Consider the following 13,478-nt stretch of genomic DNA (forward strand, 5'->3'; position numbering starts at 1 on the left):
TCACAGAAAAGTTTAACAACCTTCTCCAGTGACAGCTTTTTTATGATCATTTCGTAGAAAAGAGACTTGCAAACCATTGAAAAATGGCATCCTTCCAGGATAAATCCTTATCTTTTACTTCCTCACCCTTCTCCGTACCTACTGGTTCCCCGCTTGTTTCAGACACTTTTGATAATTTTCCTGTCGTCAAAATTCCATTGTCTGCTTCAACCAGCAGATATCCTTTTCTTGTCACTTTTTCTGTCATTACCGTCCCCTTTTTCCTGGTATAGGAAAGGGATTCTTCCAGCTCGTATACCACCCCATCTTGTTCATAAGTGGTTCCAGCAGGAATTGCAGCTGACTCATAATTTTCAAACCCATAATCAAATAAGTTACCAGCCTCCCTATAGGATTGTTCGGCATTCTTCGCCTTCAGTACGACGGCAATCAATTCCATACCACCGCGTTCAGCAGTACCAACCAAGGTATGACCTGATTTTGTAACCCACCCGGTCTTCACCCCGGTGGCATCATCGTAACGCCACAACAGACGATTGTGGTTGATGATTGTCGTTTTCCATTCTTCTCCATTCCATTTCAGCTTTTTTGTTCCTACGATTTCTTTGAAAGTTTCATTTTGCATGGCATATTTAGTTATTTTTGCCATGTCCCTTGCTGTTACGTAATGATCTTTGTTAAATAACCCATGAGGATTGGTGAAATTGGAATTCTCTGTACCTGCTTTTTCTTCAGCAAAGGTATTCATCACCTGGGCAAAATTCTCGACACTTCCGCTCAAATGCTCGGCAATGGCAATTCCAGCGTCATTACCGGAATTCATCAGCAAGCCCTGGATCAATTTTTTGAGTGGGACTTCTTCCCCTTCTTTCAAGTACACTCTGGTACCATCCACATTTCTTGCTCTCTCGCTCACGGTCACCTTATCCTCCAGTTCCCCCTGTTCGATAGCAATGATGCCGGTAAGAATCTTTGTGATACTAGCGGGGTACATTCTTTTATCACTATTTTTTTCGTATAAAACCTGACCGCTCTTCCCATCCATTAAAATAACTGCTTCACTGTTTGTTACTGGCTGCTTATCCTCTGCTGCCATTCCTTCCTGTATGGAGAAGGTAAACAACAGGACATAAATCAACACATGAATCCAAATCCGGTTCATTATCATATCCTCCAGCGTTCGTCATATTCTGACATTCTTCTTTCCTGATTATATATGATGAACTAGAAATTGAAAAAGGAAGATGCAGGAAGCATCATTCCCCATAAAAGAAAAACCTTTTTCTGCATAAATTCTCCACAAAAATTAAATATAATTTGTCCATATGATATTCTTACGAAGGAGCTGCTTATGATTAAAAACCTATTAATAATAACAAGTCTCAGTATAGGCGTAATCCTTACAGGCTGTAGCCAAAGTGAAGAAAATGAAGATGCACAGAACGACAAAACAGAACAAACAGATTCCCAAAAGAGTCAGTCCCAGGATCAATCTAATGGTGATCTGGCTGAATTCCTTCAGCCTTTTGATGGTTCTGTCAATCATGTCCATGGCATCGGCTATATGAATCCTGAGAATGGGGTAGCATTTGCTTCTCATACCGGCCTTAAATTTTATAAAAATGGGAAATGGCAGGAAACAAAAGGACAATATAATGATTATATGGGATTCAATGCGGTGGAGGGCGGTTTTTATACTTCCGGTCATCCAGGTAAAGACTCTGATTTGCCAAACCCTTTAGGCCTTAAGAAAAGTTTTGATGGCGGCCAAACTATGGAGAATCTTGGTTTTGAAGGGGAAAGCGATTTTCATACGATGGGAGTCGGTTATAAAAACCATGCTATCTACCTTATGAACCTCCAGCCGAACTCCAAGCTTGAGGCAGGTTTCTATCGCAGTTTAGATGATGGCAAAACGTGGGAATCCGTAGCTGCTAAAGGATTAAGCACCAGCCCTTACGCTATTGCTGTCCATCCAACAGATGAGAATACTATTGCCGCTTCCACCAAAAACGGTGTCTACCTGAGTGAAGATGGCGGGAAGTCTTTTGAGTCGGTTAAAGAAAACACCCAGGGTACAGCTTTATTTTTCGAAGAGGATACCTTATATTACTCTACTTATTCCAATGAACCAGCTATGGGAGCCGTAAATCTGAAAGATCGTTCCACGGAAACGATCTCGTTGCCTGATATCGGACAGCAAGCTATTTTGTACATTGCTAAGAACCATGCTGCCGAGAAAGAGTTCACTATTCTTTCAAGTAACGGGGAGACAAACAATGCATACAGAACTACCAATAGAGGTTCAAATTGGCAGCAAATCATCGACCAGGGAAAACCGCTTACTAAGTAATTTAATTGTCATATAAAATTACGTTTCTCCTTATACCTGTCGAGGTACATTTATTATATAACAAATCATAAGGAGGTATTTTAATGGCAACAAAAATCAACCAAGAGACAGCTGACGAGAAACGCAATCAGGCAGATGTGGAAGTGCTTGATGTAAGAACAGACGAGGAAGTCGAAGAAGGCATGATTCCTGATGCCATTCATATTCCTCTACACCAAATTGAAAATAAAGTGGATGAGCTTGATGAAAATAAAGAATATATCACTGTCTGTGCATCCGGAAAACGAAGTGACAAAGCTGCCGACTTTTTAAATGAGCAAGGCTATCAGGCTAAAACCCTGGATGGCGGGATGCACGAATGGAACGGAGAAGTCACTCAATAAAGATGTTGCAAAAGCTGGCGGTAGGCCAGCTTTTGTTGTTCATGAAGAGTTACTGAACTGGGGGGATTTCTTCTCTTGGCCGGAACCACGCTGGACAGTATCCTTTAAAGGCGCACCAATATGCATCCACTCATGAACTGCGCAGACGTGAAAAAGAATCATAAGCATTTCATTCTCCTATAATAGCGCACAAAGTTGTTATACTAGATTTAAAAAGGGGACTAAAGTATGGCAAATAAGCAGCATACCGACACGATCAAACAGAGATACAACCGTATTTCCAGCGTATTTGACCTTATGGACCGTATGATTCGTGAAGAATGGCGGGAAGAACTGCTCCAACATGCTGATGGAAAAGTATTAGAAGTTGGAATTGGAACTGGTTCCAACCTTCAATATTATCCACCTCAAGTTGAGGTCACAGGAATAGACTTCAGTCCGGCAATGCTCCGGAAAGCAAGAGTAAAAGCGGAGAAGATGCCTCAAAATTTCAAGTTGCTGGAAATGGATGCACAGCAGATGGAATTCCAGGACAATACATTCGACACCGTAGTCTCTACCTGCGTTTTTTGCTCTGTGCCAGACCCCGTACAAGGCTTAAAAGAAATTCGAAGGGTCATCAAACCCGATGGAAAAATCATCATGCTGGAGCATATGCGTAGTGAAAATGAACTTGCCGGAAAAATGATGGATTTTTTAAACCCGATTGGCCTGCACATTGTAGGAGCAAATATAAATCGGAAAACGATGGATAATATCCAAAAAGCAGGGATGAAAATTGAAAGTGAAGAATTCCTGATGACCACGATTATGCGAAGGCTGATTCTTTCTCCGAATAAATAACAATAATATAGCTTTAATTTTTTCTAATATCGTTTAACCATTACCAAAAACCGGGTACGGTATTATTGGACCCAGAAAGCCCTGAAAATAGGAGATGATTACTTTGAAAAAATTCGTAATTGGCGTATTATCTTTAGGAATTGCTGCTACAAGTGGAGTAACTGGGGTACAGGCACATAGTGATAGCGAGCAACCAAAAGTCAATAGTGAACAGCACATGGAAATGATGAAAGAAATGCGTGAAATGATGCAGGAAACTAATGCTCAAGTCAATTATGGCCAAGTAAAGAAAGCGATGGAAGAAGTAAAACCGGAAATGACAAACACAGAAATCAAAGAGATGATGGCATCTATGCATGGTACGCATGCAGCCAAACCAAGCTCTAACTTTGAGCCAATGGAATAGAAAAACAACCCCTGAAGAATATAAAATTTCTTCAGGGGTTGTTTCATTTTGCTCTTATTTTAACATTACTAGGTTTTAAAAATGACTGTCTAGCCACTATAGTGAGACAGTCTTTTATCCTTTATTCAGTTCTCATAGTTATTGTGGATGGTTTTCATACTTTCCACCAAGTTCAAATGGAGAATAAACTCCCTGGTAATCGACAATCGTTACCATACCGCGTTCTGCATGGTTGTTATCATGACAATGAAACAGCCATTCACCTTTGTTATTCGCTTTAAAATATACCGTATATTCTTCACCAGGCTTTACATGTATCAGGTCTTTGACGATAGGATTGTCTAAAGCCGTTCCATTTTTAGATACGACCTGGAACCTATGGCCATGTAAGTGCATCGGGTGGTTCATTCTTCCAGAATTCGTAATGTTCACTTTTACGATATCACCATTTTCTACTTTGATGGGAGGGGTTTCCGGGAAAACTTCATTGTTGATTTGAAAGGCCATTCCTTGGCCCATATTCATTCCCATACTTAAATCCATATTGTATGTGACATCAGGGTCAGGTGTCTCTTCAAAAATCAATTCTTCACTTCCATAAGTAACACCCGTGGCTATTTCGGAGCTTGAAGCAATATTTATCTGGTCAGATGGATGATCAGCATTTTCTTTTGTCACCACGGGTATTCTCATTTCTTCTGCATTTTCAATATTTGTTTTTTGTGCAATGACTTCTGATTCACTATTTTGTTTCGTATATTCGACATCTATTCGCTCTCCTGGAGCAATTTCCAATACATTTGAAGAACCTTTCTTTCCATTTACCTTTTCTGCATCATTGGCGATTACTTTCATCGAACCCTTTGGGAAAACTAACTGGTGCTGTTGGAAGCCTGCATTTACGAAACGGAGCCGTGCCGTCTCCCCTTCTTTGATCACAAGTGGATCAATGCCTTCTCCTGATTTTCCATTAACGGTGAAAGTATCGTACATTTGCTGTGTATCAGCTTCCCCATCGCCGGACATGGCCCCCATCATCATACCGCCCATATTGGACATATCTCGTTTTTCTTGATTAACAGCCCATTCGTCAAGGATGTAAAATTCATCGCGGTCATATTCTTTTTCTTTTTCCTCAACCACCAGGGAGCCATACAAACCTTTATCCACCTGTGTGGAACTGTGCTGGTGGGAGTGATACCAATAGGTGCCTGCGTCCTCAGCAATATATTCGTACGTAAACGTTTCGCCCGGCTGCACAGCATTTTGAGTCAGACCTGGAACACCATCCATTTTATTTGGCAGCAGAACCCCATGCCAGTGAATAGTAACAGGGACATCCAGCTCATTTTTCAGATTGATTCTTACGAAGTCTCCCTCCGTCACACGCAAAGGTTCCCCTGGCACTGTCCCATTATATGTCCATGCGTTCACAGTTTCACCATTTCCTAACTCCCATTCCGTCTCTTGAGCTGTCAGATCGAATGTTTTTACGGATCGATCTCCAGCCTCCTGGTTGCCTATATCTAAAATACTTGTCCCTTCCTCTTCCAAAATCCCTTCAGGTAAAGACTGGCTGCTGTTGTTGTTATAAAAGGGGGAGTTAAAAAATAGAACGACCCCTATGCCTAATAATATAAGAATACTGACCGACCCGATAATTTTCCTGTTCATCTTGCTTCACCTCATCATTTTTTCTGACTGTACAATTAATACCCGAAAACAGTGCAGATATCGTGCAGATTTTGTAAATAAAACATGAAAGGCTGTGCAAGAATAACTCTCACACAGCCTCTCTTATTAAGCTTTTAATAGTTTGGCGTTGATTGCCACAATGACGGTGCTCAGACTCATCAGTACTGCCCCGACAGCAGGACTTAATATTAGCCCCATAAATGCGAGCGCGCCCGCCGCAAGTGGAATGGCAATAATGTTATAGCCAGCTGCCCACCATAAATTCTGTACCATTTTCCGGTACGTTTTCTTCGATAGATCTATGATACTTACTACGTCTTTTGGATTGCTTTTTACTAATACCACATCAGCTGTTTCCATTGCCACATCCGTACCGCTCCCGATAGCAATTCCTAAGTCAGCTGTAGCCAGAGCAGGAGCATCGTTGACACCATCTCCTGTCATGGCAACCTTCCAGCCTTTCTGCTGGATTTTTTTAACCTGGTCAGATTTGTTATGCGGAAGTACTTCTGCATAGACTTCATCAATTCCTACCTGTTCTGCCACCCAATCTGCTACCTTTTGATTATCACCTGTCAGCATAATCGGGTGGATGTTCATTGCTTTCAATTCAGATATGGCATCTTTGGCAGTATCTCTGACCATATCTGCTAACGCGATCATACCCATCAATTCATCTTCGACCACTACGAAGACAACCGTTTTTCCTTTTTCAGAAAGGGAATTGAATTGGTCCTTATCATAGTCAAACGAACGCTCATTGACATAACCGGGACTGACTACGAGTACTTCTTTACCTTCTACCGTTCCTTTCAGGCCTTTGCCTGTCATCGATTCAAAATCTGATACTTCTTTCAGCTTCCATTCTTTTTCCTGGGCTTTGTGAAGCACGCCCTCTGCAAGTGGATGCTCGGAGTTCTGTTCGGCACTCGCAGCCCATAGCAGGACTTCTTCTTCGTCATGAGAGCCTGCAGGAATAATGTCAGTAACACCGAACTCCCCTTTTGTCAGGGTACCGGTTTTATCAAAGACAACGGCATTCAACTCACGTGCCCCTTCAAAATTGGTACGGTTCCTGATTAATAAGCCTTTTCTTGCAGAAATTGAAGTTGAAACAGCTACCACAAGCGGTGCAGCCAGTCCAAGCGCGTGGGGACAAGTAATGACCATGACTGTAACCATCCGCTCCAGGGCGACATCGAACGCATAGCCTAACGCGAGCCAGATGAACAAAGTGCCGAAGCCAGAAGCTAAGGCGATATAAAATAACCATTTTGCCGCCCGGTTCGCTAAGTCCTGGGCTTTCGACTTCGATTCCTGGGCTTCTTTTACTAAGGTGATGACTTGAGAAAGATAAGTGTCATCTCCTGTCTTCTGAACCTCGATTTTAAGGGAGCCTTCCTGGTTGACTGCGCCTCCGATAACTTCTTCATCGACATTTTTTTCTACAGGCATGGATTCCCCGGTCAGCATCGATTCATCAATAGCTGATTTTCCTTCAGTAATGACACCATCTACCGGGATTTTTTCACCTGGTTTTACTAAAACGATATCACCAGTGCTCAACTTAGAAACAGCAACATCCTCTGTTTCACCATCTTCTTTGACACGGTGCGCTTCATTCGGCATCAGCTTGACCAATTCTTCCAGAGCATTGGAAGCTCCCATGATGGAACGCATTTCGATCCAATGACCTAATAGCATGATATCGATAAGCGTTGCCAGCTCCCAGAAGAAATTCTTTCCGCTCCACCCGAATACGACGAGTGAACTGTAACCATAAGCCACGAAAATCGCTAATCCGATCAAAGTCATCATACCAGGGTTTTTCTGCTTCAATTCACTGAGACCGCCGGTAAGGAATGGCCAGCCACCATAGAAAAATACAATGGTAGAAAGACCGAATAAAATCCATTGATCAAATGGAAAGCTCCAATCCACACCGAGGAAACCCTGGATCATTGGAGATAGTATTAAAATCGGCACGGTTAATAGTAATGAAATGTAAAATCGTTTCTTAAAATCAGCTACCATGTCTCCATGGTCGTGATCATGATGATCATGGCCGCCTTCATGCCCTTCATGGTGCTCATGGTGCTCATGATGTCCAATCTCTTCATGTCCATGCTCTTCATGTCCTTCATGATGATGCTGATCATCGTGATGTTCATGATTAACATGCTCTTCTTGCTCGAGAAGATGATTCTGATTATTTTCTTTCTGTTTGTCTTTATCAGCCATCATGATGCTCCTTTCTTCTGGATTATTCTTCTAATTTACGTTTTAAACGATCGTATTCTTCTTCCGAAATTTCTCCTCTCGCTAATCTTTCTTTCAATGTATCCAGAGGTTTAGTATTCGAGGTATGGTCCGGCTTATTACTGGTACCTGGTTTCATCATCCAAATTACTATAGCAATAATAGCAATGATGATCAGAATCCAAATAAATCCAAAGCCAAAAAAACCTCCCATCCCTCCGTTCATCCCACCGCCATTCATCATAAATATCTCGCTCCTTTTTCATCTTCATATTATACCCATTCCACGGTGGGTATTATTCTAATCATAAATGTATATGAAAAAAGACAGTCCAATAAATCAACTGTCTGACATTTTAATGAAGAAAGAATGGGGATTATCCCATTCTTCTAATTTAAAAATTATTCATCATTCCTCTGTCGGTATTACCTGGTCCGTTCGGGCTGTTTTGGCCATGGCAATCCTGGTACATGTCTTCCAATTGTGTATCATTGAAGTCCGGATGCATTTCTTTCATAAAAGGAAGCATTTCTTCAAAGCTTCCCTGCCAGAATCCTTGCCCTGATCCTTGTCCTGGTCCATCCCCATGAGCCAAAACGACATTACCAAGCCCCAGTACTAAAGTCATAGCTGTTATCCCTGCCAACAATTTCCGCTTCACAACCATCCCTCCTTTCTTACTTTCACTTTATCCTGTAATTATGGAGAAATCATTGAGAAGACGTGACAAATTTATTAACTTTTCGAGGGTTGTATCCATTTATAGCCGACACCCCATACCGTTTGAAAATAGTCATCGATCGGAAATCCGGACTGTCTTATTTTTTCCCGCATATTACGGACATGGGAATCGATGGTTCTTCCTTCTGTATCAGAGTCAAACCCCCAGATCAGTTCAATCAATTGATGACGGTCGTAAACTCGATTCGGATGCTTCATCATATATCCAATGACCGCAAATTCTTTCGGTGTCAATTTGATAGGCTTTCCCTGATATGTAAGTTGATGATTGTCTCCATCCCACTTAAGGCCATCAATTTCTACACTGTTTTCTTTCCCGGTTCTCCTTAATAAGGCTTCCATTCTGGCAATCAGCTCATCCGCATCAAACGGCTTGGTTATATAGTCATCCGCTCCCAGCTTCAATCCTTTGACGATATCCTCCTTTTGCTCCCGAGCTGTCACCATGATGATAGGCACTTCAGAGATTTCCCTAATTGATTCGCAAACCTCCCAGCCACTCATTCCCGGCATCATGATATCCAAAAGGACGATGTCAAACGAAATTTTACTTACCTTTTCCACCGCTTCTTCTCCAGAGGAAGCCTGTTCACAATGAAATCCTTCAGGTGCCAGATATAGCCGTAGCAGATCAAGCATCCGTTGTTCATCGTCTACTAATAAAGCTTTTGTCATTACTTTTCCCCTCCCGGCAGCTCCATCCTAAAAGTCGTTCCTTGCCCAAGGCTGCTATTCACAGTTATTTTACCGTCATGCAGCCGGATGATTTCTTTAACAATCGCCAACCCCAACCCCGAGCCGCCACTTGCCCTGGACCGGGATTTGTCTACACGGTATAACCTGTCAAAGATAAATGGTAATTCCTCTTCCGGAATGCCGCTCCCTTCATCACTTACCTCCACCACAGCTTTCCCCTGATACATTTCTGATAAAATACCTATTGTTGCTCCAGCTGGGGAATGTTTTAAGGCATTATCCAACAAGTTAAGCATAACTTGTTGGAAACGTTCCGGATCCACAAGTGCTATAACATGCATAGGGCAATTTAAGTCAAGCTTCACCTTTTTTTCTTCAAATACTGGATGCAGTCGTTTTACTACCTTCTCCAATGACTCACACAGCTTCACTCTTTCCGGAACGATGGAAAACTGGTTTTGATCCATTTTAGCCAAGGCAAAAAGGTTTTTGACCAATAAGGTCAATTGTTCAGACTCTTCCTTTAAAATATCCAGGTAATGTCCCCGTTCTTCCAGGGATAAACTGCTTCGGCCTGCAATATCAGCGTATCCTTTTATATAAGTAAGCGGAGTCCGCAATTCATGAGCGATATTCGCTAAAAAGTCATTACGATCCCGTTTCAAATGCTCTAGTTCTCTGGCTAATGTCTGGATAGCGCTGGCAAGCTCCCCCAATTCATCTTTACGGCTGGTTGCTTCAAGTGAAATGTCAGTTTCGCCTGTGCTCATCCGTTCTGTTACTTGTTTCATATGAATCAAAGGCAAGGTTAGGAATCTTGTTAAAATAAATATTGTAATAATTGTCAACAAAACCGTAAGCAAGCCGATGATGACGAATTGTCTGGTTAGCTCATTCACCACGCTTTGAACAGCGTCAGAAGGAGAAAACATATAAACGTGACCTACTAATTCCCCCTCTATGACTATAGGAGACACTGTTGCAATATAAGGAGCAGTTCGCCATCTATCTTCAATGACCTTGCCATCATGACTGATAGTGTTTTCATGCTCAATCAGCTGAATAATTTCATTTGTAGCTTCTGTAGATTTAGAAAGGACTTCTCCATTTTTCCCTGTAATGATGACATCAGTAGCAGCTTCTGTTTCCATCAGAGACACATGATTCAAGGTGATGTCATCGAAACTTTTTTCCAGCACGTCTCTATGGCTGCTCCCTCGGGCAAGCAACCCTTCTAACACCTCATCCACCTGATTGGAAACGAGATTAGTATAAAGTACTGAAAAAAGCAGCACCTCTACAATCATAATGAACACAAAAAATATCAATGCCACTTTCAATGAGAGTTTATTCAGCATAATAACAGCCTCTATTCTTTATTCTACCAATACGTCCATGTATCTAAAATTCCAACGATGATTAATAATATACCAGCAATCCGCTGTACTATAGTACCGACACGGCGGCCTTTTCTTAATAGGTTACCACTTAACCCAAAATAAGCAATCAAACCGATGAAGATCAACAGGGGAATGGAAGTGCCTACACCGAAAACCAGGGGCATAATGCTGCCATAAGGTGTCGCTACTACAATTGGCATCAATGTAAAGAAAAACAACACGAACATGGTCGGACAAAAAGCCAGTGTAAATCCAACCCCCAGGAAAAAGCTGCCCCATGGTGAATGCCGACTCGTTAGGCTTTCCGGTAATTTAAGTAAGGTCACCGTCTTATTGAATTTAATCAGACCTGATAAGTAGATGCCGATCATTACTAATAAAGGCCCTATCGCTTTTCTCATCCAGGGAAACATGGCTTGTAAGTTCTGGAAGATGTCCCTGCCGAGCCACCAGAAGATAAATCCAAGTCCTGAGAAAACGATGATTTTCCCAATCATGAACATTCCAACAGAACCCCATGGTACTTTTTCACGTAGTGATCGATTACCATATATGGTGATGGCGCCAATATTGCCTGTCAATTGACATGGAGCAGCTGCACCTACAAGTCCAAGCACCAGCGTATATAATAACGGCCACTCCTGTACACTGTATGAAAACCGGATAACCGGTTCCATTACCACCCTGCTGACCCAGTTCAAAATCTCATACATTAACGGTACCACCCCTTTTTATGACAGTTTCATATTAGTAGTTAATTTTGCAGAAACCATGCATTTTCCTATAAAGGTTTTATAAAGGTAGTAGCAAAAAAAGATGCCCCATAAATAGTACGGACATCATAGAAATAACCATATATTCTTTAAAAATCAGGCGGTGTATTGTTGATTTCTTACAAGAAACTTATTCAATAAAATGGCCGGATTATGGAAGACTTGATTTCGAGATGTTTGGTCGAGTTTAGGGGCGTTGGGGAAGGATTCGCTTTCCGCGGGGAAGCCGGCAAGCCTCCTCGAGCTAAAGCTCTGCGGGGTCTTGCCAGTCTATCCTTTCCCGCAGGAGTCTCAACCTTCCCCTACGCCCCTTGCCACATGAGATTATCGAAATCTCTTTTGAATTTCCTTACCTGAATTTGAGAAAAACCCTGTCTCTATGCCGAATTGGTCATATTTTCTGCTTCAAAAGCACACCATTCTTGATAGGTGTTTCGAGATTCTTACAATCATATGGCGGCCAGGAAAACGGTGAGACTCCTGTGGGATGAACATGAGCGGTGAGATCCCGCAAGGCGAAGCCTGAGGAAGCTCACCACATGCCCACGGAAAGCGATCCGTTTTCCCAGCCGCCATAATCGCTACCTATAATCTCGAAACTGAGTCTTCAGGAAAAGGGAGCTTATATGTCATGAACACGGAGAATTAAAAGTTCTGTTAATTAAAATTAACTCCATTCTTATACGCTCTGGTTGCTGAAGACATTTTTCTATTGATTTTAATGGGATGCCGCTTTTCTTCTTACATTTTCTTTCACAAATAACAAGCCTAACTCATGTGGGTCGTTCTCATACATGGCACGTTGGGAGAAACGGATTTCTCCTCTGCTATCTCGGACTTCGATTTTACACAGTGCCCGATTCACCTGTAAAGCGTAATAGAACTCATCTTCATTTGTCACTTTTCTTTGGTTAACACGCTCAATCTGATCTCCTACTTCTACCCCCATCTGAGCAGCCGGGCTGTTTTTAATCACCCCAAGTACCTTCAAACCATCATCATTGGCAGAAAAGTAAGTACGCCTATTATCACGGATTCGATGGAGCATGCTGACGAGCATTTTACCGATGACCGCAACTCCAATTGCAACGAAAGCCAGCCACTCCCACCAATAACTTGCAATAATAAGGGCCGACACCATTAAGGCAACCATAAACAAACCCGTCCCTGCCTTTTTCGCAGCTGCCACAGGATGCTGCCCTTTAGTTCTAAGTTCAAAGCCAGCCATCAAAGGAACCACCATTAACCCGTAACCACTTCCAGCTATGTCAAGTAGCGGCCACCATGGTAGAAACGATGAGATAGCCCCGCCAGGAATTAGTACAAAAAAAGGAATTAAGCCAAGTTTTTTTAAGCGATGTTGTCCGATCCACTTCCCTCGTGCCCCAGCTATTAATTCAGGGAAGGTCTCTTTTTGACTTAACCTTAACATCCATAAAGATTCTACTAATAATATTACTGCCATCAGCACACCAACCGCAGTCAATGATACACTGTCAATCATATTCTCCCATCTATCAGGCAAAATAGGGAGTGAAAATTCTTGTAGCGAAAAAATGAGACCATAACTGATAGCAAATGTATAAGCTGCTGACAAAAAATCAAGGCGCATTGTCAAGCTTACTATCAAAATCACCGTGCTGATCAGTAAAATAACCGGAAAAGGTATGACGATTCCAGCTCCAATCATAACGACAGATAAGAGTCCACCAGCAGAAAAACCAACCTTCCAGGTACCCTTCATCTCGGCAAATATATCAAAGACGCGGATACCGAACATACTTCTCTCAATGGTAATTCTCTTAATAGAAATGATAATACCGAATATAAAAAACCAGTAAAAAAGCGGTAGCGTTAATAATCTTTTTCCAACATTCGCTAACTCTTGCAGCCAGACTTCCACTATTCATACCTCCTTATGTAAGCAG

General features: G+C 42.0%; 13 protein-coding genes. 4 read left to right on the top strand and 9 right to left on the bottom strand.

Translation table 11 applies throughout. From position 1 onward, the window contains the following. Positions 1–46: 46 nt before the first annotated feature. The gene (locus P855_RS20845; RefSeq protein WP_051353188.1) at positions 47–1,162 is read right to left on the bottom strand and encodes a D-alanyl-D-alanine carboxypeptidase family protein; all 1,116 of its coding nucleotides are present in this window, start codon (positions 1,160–1,162) and stop codon (positions 47–49) included. Positions 1,163–1,351: 189 nt separating this feature from the next. On the opposite strand from P855_RS20845, the gene P855_RS0111620 reads away from it, so the two are divergent. The 4 genes from P855_RS0111620 (at position 1,352) to P855_RS0111640 (ending at position 3,985) form a co-directional block, all read left to right on the top strand. Further along, entirely contained in the window at positions 1,352–2,353 is a 1,002-nt protein-coding gene (locus P855_RS0111620) for a F510_1955 family glycosylhydrolase (RefSeq protein ID WP_037986018.1), read from the top strand. Between the two features lie 83 nt (positions 2,354–2,436). Continuing rightward, positions 2,437–2,736, top strand: coding sequence for a rhodanese-like domain-containing protein (locus P855_RS0111625; RefSeq protein WP_028783736.1), 300 nt, complete (start codon positions 2,437–2,439; stop codon positions 2,734–2,736). Between the two features lie 228 nt (positions 2,737–2,964). Further along, a complete protein-coding gene (locus P855_RS0111635) occupies positions 2,965–3,579 on the top strand; it encodes a class I SAM-dependent methyltransferase (RefSeq protein ID WP_028783737.1) in 615 nt (204 codons plus the stop codon). 103 nt (positions 3,580–3,682) lie between these two features. After that, a complete protein-coding gene (locus P855_RS0111640) occupies positions 3,683–3,985 on the top strand; it encodes a hypothetical protein (protein WP_028783738.1) in 303 nt (100 codons plus the stop codon). A 138-nt stretch (positions 3,986–4,123) separates the two neighbouring features. Here P855_RS0111640 and P855_RS20850 read toward each other — a convergent pair whose 3' ends face one another. The 8 genes from P855_RS20850 to P855_RS0111680 form a co-directional block, all read right to left on the bottom strand. Further along, entirely contained in the window at positions 4,124–5,659 is a 1,536-nt protein-coding gene (locus P855_RS20850) for a multicopper oxidase family protein (RefSeq protein ID WP_037986020.1), read from the bottom strand. A 126-nt stretch (positions 5,660–5,785) separates the two neighbouring features. Then, positions 5,786–7,921 (bottom strand): heavy metal translocating P-type ATPase, encoded by a 2,136-nt coding sequence (locus P855_RS0111650; protein ID WP_084315686.1) that lies wholly within the window; start codon positions 7,919–7,921, stop codon positions 5,786–5,788. Positions 7,922–7,943: 22 nt separating this feature from the next. Beyond that, positions 7,944–8,183: an SHOCT domain-containing protein gene (locus tag P855_RS22705; protein WP_051353189.1), complete on the bottom strand. Its 240-nt coding sequence runs from the start codon at positions 8,181–8,183 to the stop codon at positions 7,944–7,946. Between the two features lie 151 nt (positions 8,184–8,334). Further along, positions 8,335–8,601, bottom strand: a complete 267-nt coding sequence (locus tag P855_RS0111660) for a hypothetical protein (RefSeq protein ID WP_028783741.1) — start codon at positions 8,599–8,601, stop codon at positions 8,335–8,337. Positions 8,602–8,675: 74 nt separating this feature from the next. Beyond that, complete coding sequence (locus P855_RS0111665; RefSeq protein WP_028783742.1) at positions 8,676–9,356, bottom strand: response regulator transcription factor; 681 nt, start codon at positions 9,354–9,356, stop codon at positions 8,676–8,678. After that, the gene (locus P855_RS0111670; RefSeq protein ID WP_037986024.1) at positions 9,356–10,735 is read right to left on the bottom strand and encodes a sensor histidine kinase; all 1,380 of its coding nucleotides are present in this window, start codon (positions 10,733–10,735) and stop codon (positions 9,356–9,358) included. The genes P855_RS0111665 and P855_RS0111670 overlap by 1 nt, the downstream gene beginning before the upstream one ends. Before the next feature lie 23 nt (positions 10,736–10,758). Continuing rightward, entirely contained in the window at positions 10,759–11,490 is a 732-nt protein-coding gene (locus P855_RS0111675) for a sulfite exporter TauE/SafE family protein (protein ID WP_028783744.1), read from the bottom strand. A 778-nt stretch (positions 11,491–12,268) separates the two neighbouring features. Continuing rightward, a complete protein-coding gene (locus tag P855_RS0111680) occupies positions 12,269–13,453 on the bottom strand; it encodes a PDZ domain-containing protein (protein ID WP_051353190.1) in 1,185 nt (394 codons plus the stop codon). Between the last annotated feature and the right edge of the window lie 25 nt (positions 13,454–13,478).

Origin of the sequence: Thalassobacillus devorans MSP14 (assembly GCF_000496835.1) — a bacterium.
Taxonomy (GTDB): domain Bacteria; phylum Bacillota; class Bacilli; order Bacillales; family Halobacillaceae; genus Thalassobacillus; species Thalassobacillus devorans_B.